Origin of the sequence: Pseudomonas sp. G.S.17, assembly GCF_038096165.1 — a bacterium.
Classification (GTDB): domain Bacteria; phylum Pseudomonadota; class Gammaproteobacteria; order Pseudomonadales; family Pseudomonadaceae; genus Aquipseudomonas.
The window spans coordinates 5,442,944-5,458,405 of sequence record NZ_CP151076.1 but is presented as its reverse complement, the minus strand read 5'-3'; the positions used below and the strand labels follow the sequence as shown (position 1 = coordinate 5,458,405).

Sequence of the window (15,462 nt, the reverse complement as noted above, 5' to 3'; positions counted from 1 at the left end):
ATGGGCTCTTGTACCCGGTGATGCAGATGCGTGCCTGCGCGCTCAGTCAGCATCTGACCTTCATCGGACGATCCCATGTACTCGACCCAGAACGAGCAGCTGTTTGACCTTGATCCATCACGCCTACGTTGGCGTCATGCGTTCTGTATATTTTTAGGCCTTTCATCGCCAGTGTTTGCCCAGGCTGCACAACCGCAGAACGCCGCCGTAGATGAGACACAAACATACAAGCCGTCGCAAACCTGGACCTTGGAGCCTATTAATGTTTCAGGTACACCTGAAGGCTACACATCGCCAACAACCTCATCAGCCACACGCACCGACACGCCTTTAATCCAAGTCCCGCAATCGGTGCAAGTCGTCACCCAATCGATGCTCAAGGAGCAAGACAGTCACTCGCTTGCCGACGCGCTGGTTAACGTCTCTGGAGTAAGAGCGACCAAGCCGCAAGAGGCGCTGTTCGCTCAGCCCATCGTGCGCGGTTTTCCGGCTGAGATTTACATGAACGGGCTCCCCGCATTTGGAGGGACAGCGGCAAGCATCGATCCGACCAGCCTGATTGGCACCGAGCGCATCGAGGTGCTCAAAGGTCCTACATCTGCGCTTTATGGCGGTGGGATTGGCGCGCCGTTAGGGGGATTGATCAATGTGATTTCCAAACGACCCGAGGCCGAGCCAAGTGCCTTGCTGTCGATGCGCACCGGAAGCTTCGGTACGGTGAATCCGTCGATGGATCTCAATACGCCCATCGGCGACAAGGTCTCTGCGCGGCTTTCCGCCGATTATCAGGAAAACGACAGCTGGATTGACCACGTGAAGGGCCATCAGTGGTCGATCCAGCCGAGCATCTCGTTCCAGCTGACGCCAGAGACCGAGTTGCTGCTGCGCGGCCAATACGAGGATCGTAGCCAGCTCGAATATTCAGGCCTGCCAGCCACGCAGGCATTGAGCGGTCAGATCGATCGCAACGCCTTTCCGGGTGCGACCAGGGGACAGACTCAGACGACTATCGAAAACCGAACAACCACTGCCCAACTCACCCACGAGCTTAACGACGACACGCGAATGAGCGTCACCGCTCAGTACTACGAGGGCAAGTTTCGCGACTATGGCAGTTTTGTTTATCCGGAGCTTCTTGGAGCGAATCCGGCGACACCCACGGTCTATCCTATTTTCAAGCTCTATCTGCCAGGAAACGTTCGCGAAAGCACGCTGGACACAAACTTGGGCACCCGTGTTGAGGCGCTGGGCGGCAGCCATGAATTGCTCGTTGGAGCCAGTTACGACCGCACGGACTTCACCTCAGGAGTATCGAATGCCGAGCTGATAGGCGAGCTTGATCTCGCTAATCCGAGCTACGGGATATCCTACGGCGCGACGCCTGAAGTGCTCTTCACACAGACCAACCGCTACGAGACCACGGCCGCTTATCTTCAGGACCAAGCGACCTATGGACGCTGGCACCTGCTGGGCTCGTTGCGCCTGACCCGACTTGACCTCAAGCAGCAGGAGCAGGGCGTCGACACTTCTTACCACCGTGTCACGCCAAGGCTGGGCATCACCTACGACCTTACCGAGAGCCTTGCGCTCTACGCAGCGTATTCAACCGGTTTCCGAGGGGCGTTCAACTTCATCGGTAACGAGACACCAAAGCCTGAGCTGTCCCGTAACTATGAGGTGGGCGTCAAGCTGGCGTTCGACGATATCGGCCTTTCTGGCACCTTCGCGGTGTTTGAACAAACGCGCCGTAATGTCTCCACCCCCGATCCTGATCCTGCTAACGCGCTTCTGGGCTATTCGGTGCAGAGCGGGGAACAACGCGCTCGTGGAGTGGAGGCGGATCTGGTCTGGGAACCAATCCCGGCCCTCTCGTTGCTCGCCAACTATGCGTACACCCAGGCAGAAGTGACAGATGACAACTCGATCCCAGTCGGTGATGGACTGCCGCGTGTGCCCCGGCACAGCGGTCGCTTCGCAGCACGCTATCGGATTCTCGATGGCAGCGCCAAGGGTCTGGCGTTTGGCGCAGGTATCACGGCGCTCAGTGCACGCGAACTCACCTTGCCCAACACGGTGTCCGCACCCGGCTATGCACTTCTGGACGCACAGACTTCCTACGATTTTGATCGTTATACGGTCTCGGTCTCAGCGGTCAACCTCACAGGACGCAAGGTCTACGAGACCTATCAATACCTCGGCTCGCCTCTGGTATTGCCCACTCAGCCGCGCTCGGCGTACCTCACCCTGACAGCCCGCTTCTAAGGACAATCATCATGATTGATAACCAACGCCGTAATCTGATGCTTGGCGCGCTTCTCGCGCCCTTGGCGGCCAGTATTCCTCGTGCAGTCTCGGCTGCTGAAAAGCCGACTCACGAACACGCCATGCCCGACATGGACCGCGATATGGATAAGGTGCATTGGATAGGTGACGAGCAAATAGGAATGCTGATCTACCCCGGCATGACTGTCATGGACCTGATCGGACCACACTGCATGTTCGGCTCTCTTATGGGCGCCAAGATTCACATTGTCGCCAAAACACTGGACCCGGTGACAAGCGATGCGGGGTTGACGATTATCCCGAGTGCCACATTCGACACCTGTCCCCGTGACCTGACTGTGTTGTTCACCCCTGGCGGCACGGATGGCACTCTCGCGGCTGCGACGGATGCCGAGACCTTGGCTTTCATGGCTGATCGCGGCGCACGTGCGAAATACGTCACCAGTGTTTGTTCCGGTTCGCTGATCCTCGGCGCTGCGGGACTCTTGGCGGGCTACAAGGCAACTTCTCACTGGTCATGCCGGGATGCATTGGCCGGGTTTGGTGCGATTCCTACCGATGCCCGTGTGGTGCGCGACCGCAATCGAATCACAGGTGCAGGGGTAACAGCAGGGCTGGATTTCGGCCCGAGTATGGTCGCTGAGCTGCGCGATCAGACCTACGCCGAGTGCGCCCAGTTGATGGGCGAATACGATCCTGATCCGCCGTTCAATGCCGGCTCCATGAAGACTGCTCCGCCTAAGGTTAAGACCGCCATGATCGAGCTGGTAGCCGACTTCACGAAGAAGGCGGAAGCCCTCTCCAGTGCGGCTAAAGGTTGAAGTCCTTGGCTCACAGCACGCCCCGCAAAGGGCGCGCCGTGCACGCATGGAAAGTCTGGCGTAAGGGTTTCCATAAAGCCTCTTTTCCGGCGTTGGCAACTGCCACGCCGTGGATTATTTTTTCCAGGAATGAAAAATGCTCCGAAATTTCTCAAGCCGCATGCCATGGGCAACCGCCACCTGCATGCTCTGCATCACGTCGAGTGCCTACGCTGCTGAAGGTGCAGGGTATGTTGAGCCCGATGGTCAAAAAACGTCTGTTGAGTTGTTACCGACCAATGTCGACGCCCAGCGTGATCGGCTACCAGCGCCTCGTGACGCGAAAAGCTTGCTAGGCGAAGCACCGGGACAGCAGGTTGCGGCAGGCAGTCAACTGGGGATTCTGGGGAACCGCGATGCCATGGATACGCCGTTCAACGTGACTGCGTACACCTCCAAATACATTGCCGACAGCCAGGCACGCAGCATCGCTGATGTCGCCGCTGCCGATCCATCGGTCAGGGTCATTTTCCCGAGAGCCAGTTATCGGGATGTTTACTCCATAAGGGGATTCAACCTGTTCTCCTACAACATGGGGCTTGACGGTCTATATGGCATGGCACCCAAGCAACGTTATCCCGCAGAGTTCGCCGAACGTATCGAAATCTTCAAGGGACCGGACACCTTTATAAACGGCATCTCTTTGGGTGGTTCTGTCGGCGGAGCGATCAACATCGTTCCCAAGCGCGCTACCAACGATGCCGTAACCACACTGACAACCAGCTACGAGTCAGGGAGCGATGTTGGCACGCACCTGGACGTGGGCAGACGCTTTGGTGAAGGAAATCGTTTCGGTATTCGCTTCAATGGACTGGGACGTGGAGGGGACACCGCGCTTGATGACCAGTCCGAAAAGCTAGGTGCGATGGCGCTGAGCCTGGACTATCAGGGTGACCGATTGCGTCTTTATGGCGACTTTGGCGTCCAGCGACAAACCATGGATTCGCCGGATTGGGTCGCCACCTTGGCTACCGGCGTTAAAACCCCGCCCAGGGTGGATGCTGATACCAACCTGGGCCAGTCATGGACTCAGATTAAAAGCAGAGACTCCTACAGTGTCGTGCGCGGTGAATACGATCTGAATCCAGACTGGACGGCCTTTACGTCCATTGGTTACAGCAAGACTGAGACCACCGGAATATACGTCCAGCCGACGGCACTCAAATCCAATGGTGACTACAACGGAACGATTCGCTCGTTTCCTTCAGGCGGGGAGCACATCGCTGGTCAAGCGGGCCTTCGGGGCCGATTCGATACCGGTGCAGTCGGTCATAACCTGACCTTGGCAACGGCTTATTGGAATCAGAACCTCAAAGCCGGAAATACTACGTTAGGTAGTTATGCCTCCAATGCCTATAACCCGGTCAGCATCGTCAAACCGGATACATCTGCGCTGGCCAGCCTTGATGATATCCACCGCACCTCACAGGTGCGCTATACCAGCCTTGCATTGGCGGACACGCTTGAGATGTTCGATGAACGATTTCAGCTGACGCTGGGTGGGCGCGAGCAGAAGATCGAAAGTACCAACTACTCAGCCCAGACAGGCTTGCAAACCTCGACCTATGACCGCTCAAAGCTCTCACCTGCGGTCGGCGCTGTGATCAAGCTTCAAGAACACGTCAGCCTCTACGGCAACTACGTTGAGGCATTGCAGCAAGGCCCGTCTGCACCCTCTACCGCCCAGAACTCAGGTCAGACCTTTGCTCCCGCGGTGGCCAGGCAAGTAGAGCTGGGTCTTAAGGTCGACCTCGATGGCTGGTTTACCAGCTTGAGCGCCTTCCAGATTACCCAGCCTAGCGGCACCACAGATCCCCAAAGCAACGTTTACGGGGTTGAAGGTGAGCAGCGTAACCGTGGCCTTGAGTGGAACGTGTCAGGTGAGCCGCTTGCAGGCTTCAGGTTGCTCGGGGGAGCAATGCTGCTTGATGCACGTCAGGTCAAAACCGCAGGCGGTCTGTATGACGGTAACCGGGCCATTGGCGTTGCACGTTATCAGGCCAACCTTGGCGCGGAGTGGGATGCCCCACTGATGCCTGGACTCACGCTGTCGGCGCGAGCGATCCGTACCGGTGAGCAATACATCGACTCTGCCAATACTCAGTCCATCGATGGCTGGACCCGCTATGACCTGGGTGCGCGCTACGCCCTGAAAGGCCTGATGGACAAGCCTGTGCTACTGCGTCTGGCAGTAGAGAACGTGTTGAACAAGGACTATTGGGCATCTGCATCCACAGGCCAGGTCTCGGGCGTGTCACGAGGTGCACCTCGTACCGTTCTGGTGTCGAGCACCTTTTCTTTCTAATTATTGGTGGAGGGACTGGTGCTCTTTTGAGCCGCAGTCCCTAAGCGAGCAGAGGAATAACGATGATGACTGACTTAGACGCTGACTACCCGGGAAGACGTGACTTTCTATCGCTCTCCATGGCACTGGCGGGGGGATTACTAATTGGGGAAAAGGCTAGCGCCAAAGAGATGGACGCGGGTATGCCAATGCCACGCACCAAGGCTCCTGGGGCTGGACGCAAGGTTGCAATGCTGATTCATCCACGTATGGCCTTACTGGACCTCGTCGGGCCGCAGACCATCCTCCGAATACTAGGGTGTGACATTTATCTGGTCGCAAAAACGCTAGATCCGGTTTCAACGGATGTTGGTATCAGCGTCACACCGGATATCACTTTCGATCACTGCCCGAAGGATCTGGATGTGTTGTTTGTACCGGGCGGCCTGATGGGCTCTCTGGTTGCCATGGAAGATCAGCAGACGCTCAGCTTCCTCGCAGATCGAGGTGCTTCAGCCAAGTATGTGACCGGTGTCTGTACCGGAGGATTGGTGCTTGCTGCGGCGGGACTGCTGAAAGGTTATCGGGCGACAGCGCACTGGGGCGTTGCAGACCTGTTGCCACTCATGGGGGCGGTTCATCAAAAGGGCCGTGTCGTGCATGACCGAAATCGTTTGACCGGAGGAGGCGTCACAGCAGGTCTGGATTTTGGTTTGACTCTGGCCTCGCAACTTTGTGGAGAAGATGCCGCGAAACATGTGCAGCTCATTATTGAATATTCACCCGAGCCACCCTTTCACTCAGGCACACCTGAAGAAGTCGGGCCGGAACGAATGATAGAAGAGCGCAAGGGCCGAGTGTGGATGGACGGCCAGGCACGACAAGCCTCTGAGCGAGCGGCCGCGAGGCTGGGCTTACAAATCAGTACTGTAAACCAAGGCATAGGCCACCCATTGAAGTAAGCATCCCGAACCCTTGGCCGCCTTCCAGTTAGCAGGTGGCCGAAAATTCGCACAGCACCTGCGCGCTTTTAAGTGAAAGCAGTGTGTCTGCCGTACTACCTGGTCACTAGGAAACGTGTCCATGATTAACCGAAACAACCACTGTTTTGCACTTGCTCCATCTGCCCGTAAATCGACATTGCAGCACGGCTTGCTGGTCTCCAGTCTATTTACATTGATACCCATCGACGTCGTATGGGCCGAACAGACTCAGATCGCAGACTCGACACTGACCCTTGGTACCGTCAACGTCTCCAGCTCCGCCAGCGGGCCTCTTTCGACGACCAGCGTGTTGAGTTCGGTCGATATTCTGGGAGGTGTTGCCGCTGACCGAAAACTGACCCGGTCAGTTTTCAATCAGCGCCGACAACTTGCCCGGCCATGGCTGCCAGAAGAGTATGCCTCTCGCGATTGATACCCCGCACCTTGCGGTGCCTCGTTACATTGTCAAAGGCGCTCTTGATTCAGCCTTCTAGATTCACCCGGTGGCACGGGTGGTTCCCTCAAAGGGGAACAACTTCTGTAAGCGACTCCGTGTCGCACCTCGCACCAGTTATTATCGATGGGCAGAGCACCGTCAGCGCTATCCAGCGTTTGAGGCTGTAATCCAAGACCTTGGCGATGGCCGAACCCTCAGACACAAGCTGTCTTTGGGCGGTCAGGACGTCAGCGAGGGTAGCTCAGCGTGCCTAAACGCAGATTCTCCAAACGGACTGGTGCCCCGCAATAAGACTAAAACATTGTTGTCCGAGGATCCATCATCACCCCTATCTCTTCAGCCGCAGCCCGAATGAATTTCGACTTGGCCATTAGAACGGAATGCTGAAGACTAGATGTTTTCCTCAAATTTGCTCCGCTTAAGAGCAAGCCATTTGAGCGCATTTGATTTAGCGACCAAACTAAACGCCGTTCAAAAAAACTATCAGAGTTTTCGGAGTGTAGTTCTGCTAACGCATATGACTTTGGGCAAAGCATACCACGAGTTTTGAGAGCTGAAATTATTGATGTTATATTCGCAGCTATGCACAAGCGCCGAACTGTAAGTCTGACGGGACGATTTCCGGCTGTAAGTTCTTCTGTCACCACTTGATTGATGAGCGCGATACCAAGTAGATCAATCGCTTCATAGTCTTTTCTAGGTAATCTATTGAGACACTTACGAACATCAAAAAGCTGTTTTGGGCAAGTTTCGTAAAGCCACACTCTATCGTTTTTTCGCAACCAATGCCAACAAGTATTATTTAGTCCTGCCAACATAACATTATCGGCCCCCGGATGTTGTGCCTTCAGCGCTCTGAGAGTTGCCCGTTTGCTCGAACGAATGGCATGCCTTTTTGCGGTATTGTAATCATCGAGTATTTCTGGGTGAGCAATCAGCACCAGATCGAGATCGCGATCAGAGATCGCCAGTTCGTTACATATTCTATATTTTTCAAGGCCGCTGGATAGCAACTCTTTTGCGCGATTAATGTTCTTCTGCCCGATGCGGTCGTGGGCTTTTTTTGTAAGCGGTACAGCAATTTTAAAGTGTTTGATGTCATGTATTAAGCTCCACTCTTGGGTTTCCAAAATATGTGCTGTAGTTGTTATCTTCCAGTCCCCTCGGCCGAGCGCGTCCAATATTTCGCTTTGTGAATTGACCGGCGTGCGCGCCCTTGACCTATAGCGTATGCCCTTTAGTTCCTTTGTTTCTTCGGAACGGCGCTCTGCCTCCTGCGCGACTAAGCTGGTAACGTCATCCGTAATAAGCCTGCTCAATAGTAACGAATGCAGTGCATTGGGAGTCTCATGTTCATGCTTCAATATGAACGAACGTTTAAAAGGTTGGCCTGTTTTTAGTAGATGCTCGGACGAGTGATTAAAGCCAAGCTGAGAAATAATACCTTCACCAAATATATTGAAAAGTTTCTCTTGAACGCGTCTGTGAGCGATTCGGCCATCAGAAGCTGCAAACTCACTATTCTTTATTGCGCCTATTAGGCGTGGCTGCATGTGAATGTCGTCCGGGAGCGCGGGGCCGGATAGGATATTATAGGCTTGGGTTGCTAGCCACATCCATGAATCAGCTTCGGCTTCTGATACATCATCCGCTGCGCTAGGCATGATTGGAATCTCACATTCACACACCGCAGCCATTCTCCATGAGTTCGCTCGACACCTATCCGCATGGCAAGTGACGCAGTCATAATGCAAAGGGATAAAGTGAATTGGGCAATATTTTACAAACATTGGTTGATGATATCGGTAGGCGACAGTGTGACCATATCGGAGCAGATCAGATTGAGTGCATGCTGGGCAGTGCTTGATGTTTTGTGACAGACGTAGTAATGCTGCAGTGGCAGGCCCCGTCCCGAGGCTAGAAGCGGGTCTAGTAAAGGAATCTGCAGCTAACGCAGATGTCAGAGTTTGCCGTCTGGCAGGCGAGGCAAAATAGATGTAAAGAGGGATGACCGTGTTGTTATAAATTATGCTCAATGGTGCGCCGGACCAAGGGTGCCCAACTGGCATTAGGTCACTCAGGCCGCCAAAGTTATTAGGGCAGGGAGAGTAGGGGCTCGCAAAGCTAAGTCCTAGAATCTCTAGGTTTCTATGCTTCGAGCCGGCGCTCCTCGCGAGATGTCTCGCGACGACAGAAGTATAAATTTCGTCCTTCACAGGTACGGGAAAATTTGGAAGTTTCATAAAGGTAATTTGAAGATGGAGGTTAGTTTTGCAACGTCGCTCGCCCCTACAGCCGATTCAATTTCAGCTAATGTAAGTTTCGGTCTCGATACGTTCTTATTTTTTCTCTTTTTCCTCTTAGCTTCTGCAGCGTCAGGAAGTTGGGGCCGAGCAGACCTGCTTTCATGCGAATCCACAAGTGGTGATGCTGGATTTAGATCGGTGCCAGCGGGAGTATCAGCAGTAGGATGGAAATTCCGATAAACATCTTCGAATCGTGACCCTTTCAGCATGCTTCCAACTCTGAGAGTTTCGATTGCTGAGTGTAGTGGCTTCATCTGGCTTCTGAAAACCTCCGAGATGAGGTCCGCATCAACCTTTTCACTTCCATTTTGCATTGCGGAAATTTGAGCTGCCGCGTACACGCTCAGCATGATGCCGGTAATTCCCTGGCTGACTGAGTACAGCGCCTCGCATATATCACTACTAAACTCCTGTGGCTCGCGAACCCATTGGTACGGCCACGCGACACGACACAGCTGCTGCCAACCATCATCATCAGCAGACGTTGGGCGTTCTAAGTCGTAAAATCCCCCTTCCGCCAGCCGTCTCGCGGTACTCATGTTTTTTTCTAATAAACCAAGAGCCCCGTAAGTTCCTATTATGACTATCGGAAGGCCTAGTTCATCTCTGAGGGTTACCAAAAACGCGATTATTTTTTCCGCGCCCACGCCCATAAGCGATAGGTTTTGGAACTCGTCAAAGACAAGCAACCCAACATGGTGATTTGTGATAATTTTTCGGATTTCGTTAATGAAATATGACCGGTCCGAAATCCTAGTATAGCTGAAGATTCCTTTATAGAGCTGTTGTCCTAACACATTATCTGCGTAGTCGCCGAATGAAGAACATAAAGTTTTCACTGTGCAGTATTCTGGCACGTTTCGGCGAAGCCATAGTATCTGTTGCTCGGGAAACGGCGTCCCCCTAAAGTCAACGTGCTGGTAAACCTGATGGCCTATGCTAGCCAAAATCCGATCTATTAAGGTTGACTTTCCCATGCCTGAATGACCTGCTATAAAAGATATAGTGGGTCGATATGAGTGGTCTGCAGGTCTGCCGATAAGTTTGCGCTGCCCTTGAGGTGTAAGTGGGTTTCGATGCATGTATCCGCTGAAAACTTGCGAGCTTATACCTATCAATGCATTCCTGTGTGCAGTCTGGGTTGGTACAAAAAAACCCCTTAACTTATCGACTCGCAACCTTCTCAATGAAGTTGGCAGGTTCCGATCACTCGGGTCAAAATCTGGCCGAAGACCTAATGAAATAAACGCGTCATCGTCTGTTTCCGGCGGCAATCGCAGGTGCGCAAGTAACGGATTGTCATCGATTTCGGGTGCGCCGATGCGTTTGTATCCGTCCGAGCTATTAGGTTTTATTAATTTCATTTACTTTGTCCCATAGTGAAGGAAAACATTCGGTTAGTATGTTTTTTTCTCTTTTCGGGCTGTTTGTATTTATTAGTTTATTAGGCGCCAGCGGGATGGCTCCGTTCATGCCACTTGTGCGTTCGGATGCTCTTTCCTCAGCGCGGCTAGCTATTATATTATCTTTTGCATTTTGGCCGCGCATGGTGGAAGAGTTCTTTGCGTAGACCGCTTCTTTGATTGATTTCCGAACATGTACAGACCTTGTGTTACGGCGCACATGATTTTCTAAGCTAGCTTGATCTACCAGAAGCTTTTGGAGGCTACGGTATTCTTTCGCTTCGCTAAATGATGCTTTTATTCTGTAAATTTCAGGATCAATGTTATAGGCCGGCACCCAGCACGACGCTCCCGTATCGAAGAAATACAGCTCAGATGCAAAGTGAGGGTTGAAACTCACAGAGATCTTATACGATCGGTCTAGAGCCCTGTTGAGAAGGCCCAGTTCTCTCAATCGATCACAGCTAAATTTTTCGCCATTCAGTTTTATACCCTGTGGAGTCACCGATCCCTTACCCTGTGTCAGCAGAAATTCGTATATAAAGTTTTGTGGCATGTTCCTCGTGAATCCTGCCCGATGTTCAAGCGCCCAGCTGTGCAATCCAATTCTGGTCGCAACTTTTGAACCAAAAGCCAGCGCGTCGGGGGGGATTTGATCAGGCTTCACCGGTGAATGGTTGAGATCCATGATGATCTCGACCAGAATCTTCTCGAACTCAAAGATGTCAAGCGCTGCTTTTTTCTTTCCGTTAGACTCGCGACGCTTCAGTATTTTTGAATAACGACCAGGTAGATCAAAGCGACCATTTTTTTTCTTCAAGTGTGAGTGCTTTCCTTCAACTGTGCCCTTTGCTTCTGGCGTCATTGAGGGCGTGATTTCGACTTTAATCCCTGAGAGGTTAAAATTGTGGCCCATGTTGGAAACTAATTCCGCCCGGTCCGCACGCAGCATGCTTGGCAAGTGATGACAAGGCCAGTCTTCGGTGGTGAAGTCTAGGCCCAGGCGCTCAAATGTCTTGTTCTTATCTGAGAAGCAATTATGCAAGGCTAATGCGGCAGTTGCCCAGCTGGGATTTTCCAATGTGACAGCGTATCCTACAATCGTTCCGTCATAGATATCTACGATCAAATATACGATAGGCCTCCCTACAAGCAATGACTTTGTAAGTCGAGACACTAATTGTATTTGAAAAAACGTGGCATCTATCTCAAAAAAACCTGGCCCGGGCACTGAATCACGAGCACTTCCTCGCGATCCCCGAGGTAATTCATAATCCACCTCAGCTCGATTTTTTGCAAGTTCCCTGCACCTGTAACGGAACTGCATCAAGGTTGGCAGTCTGTATTTGGTTAAGAGTACGGGTTCCATCAATAGACCCTTTCCCATTTTAGCGATCGCTTCGGGTGGCACTCCGTACATCGTTATAAGCATCTCAAAATAAGCAGCGAGCCAGGTCATTTTTCTTGTTAAAATAAATTTTTCATAGGCTTTAATTATCGTCGGTGCCGCTTCCGCAGCAGAAACGTCTGAGGAGGCGTTTCCGGATGCCTTCGCTCCGCGTTTCTTACCGACTAGTTGCGGGTTATGAGTTTTTCGCGCGGACGGCGAAGTGAAAGCCCCTACTACTGCGGCAGCGTTTCCTCCCGACTTAAACCATTCATACACCCAGCGTCGTATCGTTTTTTCGCTGAGTCTAGCCTCCACCACGATTGACTTTATTGCAGCGTTCAATGACGAAGTGTTTAAAAATATGTCTTTCTGGCTTGCTATCTTTCCCACAACTGAAATAATGCGCTTCAGCCTTTCGGATGCCCCAGGCGGCATCCCCGTCGGTGCGGCTGAGAAAAGCTCATACGGATCGGTGGTTCTTACCAGATCGCCATTTAAAATATACTCAGTCCATGTCGTGTACCTGATTCTAAAAGGTGAGCGAGTGAGGTTTTCGCTAATCTCAATTACTACGACGTAGTCAAATCCGACTGTCGCTAGTATTCTTACTGGACCAGAAATTCCAGTAACGGGCTGGACTGCCTTGTAAACATCATTCAACTCGAACATGGGGAACCCTCAAGTCATAGGAAATGTATCGGGTTGCGGTGAGCCACGTAGTAATCACTGATGTTCAATCGACTCACCTGGTTCCAAACCGCTACTCCTAGCAACGCGTGACCCGTAGCGATGTCTATCTTAAAATCATTGATGGTTTCCCCCATCACGCTATTGAATGACGCGCCTGGTTGATGGTTTTGCTCAAATTTTTCACTAAATTCGGCATGATCTATACCCGATTCCGCTCCTCGCTCGTCATAGAATGCCGTTCCAAAAAACTCAAGATTACTCGGTAAAAACTTTGGTATGTTGACTTCAGTCGCGAGCAACCAGCGTATGCCTCTTCGCGCCCAGTACATTTTTTCTAACAACAGCTTTTCCAAGTTCCTCGGTGTTAAGTCTTTGGTAAACTTAACGCTAACTGCGATCAACTCTATCCCGTCGTCACGACGCAACGACAATAGTAAGTCAGTCGTTAAAACGATTGGTGTTCTTGTCGTAGGATAAGTCGGGTGTCGTATGCCTAGAGAATCACTGATGGCTTGGGTTTCTTCCCAAGGTAGCAGTGCAAACTGTTCTCGTATGTCCATAATTTCAGACTGGTACTCAGCTAGAAGGTGGACCTTGAGTTCCTGCCTGGAGAGGTAGTGGTGGGTCCGGTTCGTAATTCTGCTTTTTACCATGCTGGATGTGCCTTGGGAGGGCACATCTCTGACGAACATAAAAGGTTTGTACTCGGCCGCTTGCCCTTGGCCATACCCTGCTTCGATCCATCGTTCGACTGTTGACGTCGATGGGGCTCGCGATTTCACTCCAGCCATAGGTATCCTAAGCTAACCGGAGGAAGCGCATGCCGGCATTCGACATGTCTGCCTCGCTAACAGGTTCATGACAGGGCCAGTTTCAGCCCTACGGGCTCTCTACGCCGGCAAAACCGGAGGAATTTCCCGCTCTGCAGGACTGGTTGCGGTAAACTCTCGAACCTACAATGCAATCTGACACGGGCAGGGCGGCTCCCGGCACCTCATACAGAGAGTAGGACACAATCTATTTTTTTTCGCATTTTCGGACAGTTATTTTGCCCCTCAGACAAAATAAATTGCCCTGAGACACCTAGGAGAACGTTATGGCCCGTGGGGTTAACAAAGTCATATTGGTCGGCACTTGCGGCCAGGATCCCGAAGTTCGCTACTTGCCTAACGGTAACGCCGTGACCAACCTGAGTCTGGCGACCAGCGAACAGTGGACCGACAAGCAAACCGGTCAGAAAGTCGAAAAGACTGAGTGGCACCGCGTTTCGATGTTCGGCAAAGTCGCCGAAATCGCTGGCGAGTACCTGCGCAAGGGCTCCCAGGTCTACATCGAAGGCAAGCTGCAAACCCGCGAGTGGGAAAAAGACGGCATCAAGCGCTACACCACTGAAATCGTCGTCGACATGCAAGGCACCATGCAACTGCTGGGCGGTCGTCCTCAAGGCGAAGGCGCTCCACAGGGTCAAGGTGGCGGTGGTTATCAGCAGAATTCTGCACCGCGTCCTCAGCAGTCGCGTCCGCAGCAGTCCGCGCCTCAAGCTCAGCCGCAACGCGAATCGCGTCCGGCTCCGCAACAAGCGCCGCAACCGGCTGCAGATTTCGACAGCTTTGATGATGATATTCCGTTCTAGGCCATGCCTCGAAACGTAAAAATGGCCCGTGACTTCACCGTCACGGGCCCTTTTTTATGGGACGGAATCTGCTTTGGTCACTGACACTTCACTGATTTTGCTGACGCTGGTGATCTGGCCGTTCCAGACCATCTCGTAATGCGCGGTCTGGATGATCGATGAGACCGGCCGGGGTTTCAGCAGTGCCCAGCAGTATTGGCCGTGGGCCCTGACCGAGCGATAACGCAAGCCGTTGCTGCCTGTGGCTCTGACTTCCCGGCCTATCTGATGTGATGCGCTGTAATCGTCCGGATCGTAAATGGGGTCAGTCATTGGTACGGCCGAAGCGTCCAGCATCCCGGCTTCATTGAAGGTGCAGGACAGGCCTCGAAACACAAACCGCTCGTAGCTGAGGTTTTGCACGTTCGACCAGTATTTGTTCTGGTGATGCTGCACTTCAGCCAGCGCCGTATCCATGCTGTCCGCCAGATACAAAACCCCATAACTGCCATCACTGAACCGCGAGCCACTCGGGTTGATATGGGTAAAGGGCGCCGTCGCGTAAGAGCAGCCGGTGATGCCGAACGGGATTTCTGCAAGCGGGATCAATTCCAGACGTCCGGTCTGATTCAACAATCGCGGATTGGTCAGTGCCTGAATCTGGTACAGGGCTTCGAACTCGTCGGCGCTGGCGACATCATCAAACAGGTCGATAGGCGGGAATTTGGAATTGACCAGTCGATAGGCCTGCTGTTGCTCGTCACTCAGGCTCGGCAACTGGCTGAGCATCACCACAAGCCACCGCGCAGCACGTCGATACGCCGGAAGGTTTCGTACAGGGAAATCATGTCGCCCTGCGCCATGATTTCCAGCGGCGAGCGGCCGTTGAAAAACTCGTTATCGTTAGCCATTGCCGGAAAACCGTAGACGTTATCCGGGTTGTCAAACACCAGGCGCAGGGCGGCGTGGATGTTGAGGACGAAGCTGATGCGCTGCATCTGATCCGCATCCAGACTCACGGACCAGGCCGGATCCTGCTGGTTGGCGCGGACATAAGTGCTGCGCGATATACGCAGGATCCGACATGTTTGATCACTTGAGGCTCGCCACTTTTCAAGAATGGCGACGGCGGCACGCAAACCCGCAGCGCATTGCGCTTTGGTGAATGCCTGGAGTTGAAGGACTGCCGACATG

Annotated in this window: 12 protein-coding genes; 6 read left to right on the top strand and 6 right to left on the bottom strand. The window is 52.8% G+C overall.

The features are described 5' to 3' along the window. Window positions 1–75 precede the first annotated feature (75 nt). The 5 genes from AABC73_RS25325 to AABC73_RS25305 all read left to right on the top strand — a co-directional run bounded on the left by AABC73_RS25325 (window position 76) and on the right by AABC73_RS25305 (window position 6,843). Window positions 76–2,262, top strand: coding sequence for a TonB-dependent siderophore receptor (locus AABC73_RS25325; RefSeq protein WP_341521425.1), 2,187 nt, complete (start codon window positions 76–78; stop codon window positions 2,260–2,262). 11 nt (window positions 2,263–2,273) lie between these two features. Further along, window positions 2,274–3,104: a DJ-1/PfpI family protein gene (locus tag AABC73_RS25320; protein WP_341521424.1), complete on the top strand. Its 831-nt coding sequence runs from the start codon at window positions 2,274–2,276 to the stop codon at window positions 3,102–3,104. Window positions 3,105–3,240: 136 nt separating this feature from the next. Next, window positions 3,241–5,448, top strand: a complete 2,208-nt coding sequence (locus AABC73_RS25315; RefSeq protein ID WP_341521423.1) for a TonB-dependent siderophore receptor — start codon at window positions 3,241–3,243, stop codon at window positions 5,446–5,448. A gap of 65 nt (window positions 5,449–5,513) precedes the next feature. Continuing rightward, window positions 5,514–6,389, top strand: coding sequence for a DJ-1/PfpI family protein (locus tag AABC73_RS25310; RefSeq protein WP_341521422.1), 876 nt, complete (start codon window positions 5,514–5,516; stop codon window positions 6,387–6,389). Between the two features lie 121 nt (window positions 6,390–6,510). Then, the gene (locus AABC73_RS25305; protein ID WP_341521421.1) at window positions 6,511–6,843 is read left to right on the top strand and encodes a hypothetical protein; all 333 of its coding nucleotides are present in this window, start codon (window positions 6,511–6,513) and stop codon (window positions 6,841–6,843) included. Window positions 6,844–7,160: 317 nt separating this feature from the next. On the opposite strand, the gene AABC73_RS25300 is transcribed toward AABC73_RS25305, so the two are convergent. The 4 genes from AABC73_RS25300 to AABC73_RS25285 all read right to left on the bottom strand — a co-directional run bounded on the left by AABC73_RS25300 (window position 7,161) and on the right by AABC73_RS25285 (window position 13,447). Further along, window positions 7,161–8,531: a TnsD family Tn7-like transposition protein gene (locus AABC73_RS25300; RefSeq protein ID WP_341521420.1), complete on the bottom strand. Its 1,371-nt coding sequence runs from the start codon at window positions 8,529–8,531 to the stop codon at window positions 7,161–7,163. A gap of 575 nt (window positions 8,532–9,106) precedes the next feature. Further along, on the bottom strand, window positions 9,107–10,537 hold the full coding sequence (locus AABC73_RS25295; RefSeq protein ID WP_341521419.1) for an ATP-binding protein: 1,431 nt from the start codon (window positions 10,535–10,537) through the stop codon (window positions 9,107–9,109). After that, complete coding sequence (locus tag AABC73_RS25290) at window positions 10,518–12,635, bottom strand: hypothetical protein (protein WP_341521418.1); 2,118 nt, start codon at window positions 12,633–12,635, stop codon at window positions 10,518–10,520. Before AABC73_RS25290 ends, AABC73_RS25295 begins: the two co-directional genes overlap by 20 nt. 14 nt (window positions 12,636–12,649) lie before the next feature. Further along, window positions 12,650–13,447: a TnsA endonuclease N-terminal domain-containing protein gene (locus AABC73_RS25285; RefSeq protein ID WP_341521417.1), complete on the bottom strand. Its 798-nt coding sequence runs from the start codon at window positions 13,445–13,447 to the stop codon at window positions 12,650–12,652. Window positions 13,448–13,752: 305 nt separating this feature from the next. Here AABC73_RS25285 and AABC73_RS25280 point away from each other — a divergent pair, with 305 nt between their 5' ends. Then, complete coding sequence (locus AABC73_RS25280) at window positions 13,753–14,289, top strand: single-stranded DNA-binding protein (protein ID WP_020290687.1); 537 nt, start codon at window positions 13,753–13,755, stop codon at window positions 14,287–14,289. A 54-nt stretch (window positions 14,290–14,343) separates the two neighbouring features. Here the strand turns inward: AABC73_RS25280 and AABC73_RS25275 are convergent, their stop codons facing one another. Next, window positions 14,344–15,057 (bottom strand): RES family NAD+ phosphorylase, encoded by a 714-nt coding sequence (locus tag AABC73_RS25275; RefSeq protein WP_341521416.1) that lies wholly within the window; start codon window positions 15,055–15,057, stop codon window positions 14,344–14,346. Next, window positions 15,057–15,461, bottom strand: coding sequence for a hypothetical protein (locus AABC73_RS25270; protein ID WP_341521415.1), 405 nt, complete (start codon window positions 15,459–15,461; stop codon window positions 15,057–15,059). The genes AABC73_RS25275 and AABC73_RS25270 overlap by 1 nt, the downstream gene beginning before the upstream one ends. Between the last annotated feature and the right edge of the window lies 1 nt (window position 15,462).

Excerpts from the sequence above, each read along its gene's own strand:
- AABC73_RS25325 (WP_341521425.1), top strand. The coding sequence starts at position 76 with ATGTACTCGACCCAGAACGAGCAGCTGTTTGACCTTGATCCATCACGC.
- AABC73_RS25320 (WP_341521424.1), top strand. The coding sequence starts at position 2,274 with ATGATTGATAACCAACGCCGTAATCTGATGCTTGGCGCGCTTCTCGCG.
- AABC73_RS25315 (WP_341521423.1), top strand. The coding sequence starts at position 3,241 with ATGCTCCGAAATTTCTCAAGCCGCATGCCATGGGCAACCGCCACCTGC.
- AABC73_RS25310 (WP_341521422.1), top strand. The coding sequence starts at position 5,514 with ATGACTGACTTAGACGCTGACTACCCGGGAAGACGTGACTTTCTATCG.
- AABC73_RS25305 (WP_341521421.1), top strand. The coding sequence starts at position 6,511 with ATGATTAACCGAAACAACCACTGTTTTGCACTTGCTCCATCTGCCCGT.
- AABC73_RS25300 (WP_341521420.1), bottom strand. The coding sequence starts at position 8,531 with ATGCCTAGCGCAGCGGATGATGTATCAGAAGCCGAAGCTGATTCATGG.
- AABC73_RS25295 (WP_341521419.1), bottom strand. The coding sequence starts at position 10,537 with ATGAAATTAATAAAACCTAATAGCTCGGACGGATACAAACGCATCGGC.
- AABC73_RS25290 (WP_341521418.1), bottom strand. The coding sequence starts at position 12,635 with ATGTTCGAGTTGAATGATGTTTACAAGGCAGTCCAGCCCGTTACTGGA.
- AABC73_RS25285 (WP_341521417.1), bottom strand. The coding sequence starts at position 13,447 with ATGGCTGGAGTGAAATCGCGAGCCCCATCGACGTCAACAGTCGAACGA.
- AABC73_RS25280 (WP_020290687.1), top strand. The coding sequence starts at position 13,753 with ATGGCCCGTGGGGTTAACAAAGTCATATTGGTCGGCACTTGCGGCCAG.
- AABC73_RS25275 (WP_341521416.1), bottom strand. The coding sequence starts at position 15,057 with ATGCTCAGCCAGTTGCCGAGCCTGAGTGACGAGCAACAGCAGGCCTAT.
- AABC73_RS25270 (WP_341521415.1), bottom strand. The coding sequence starts at position 15,461 with ATGTCGGCAGTCCTTCAACTCCAGGCATTCACCAAAGCGCAATGCGCT.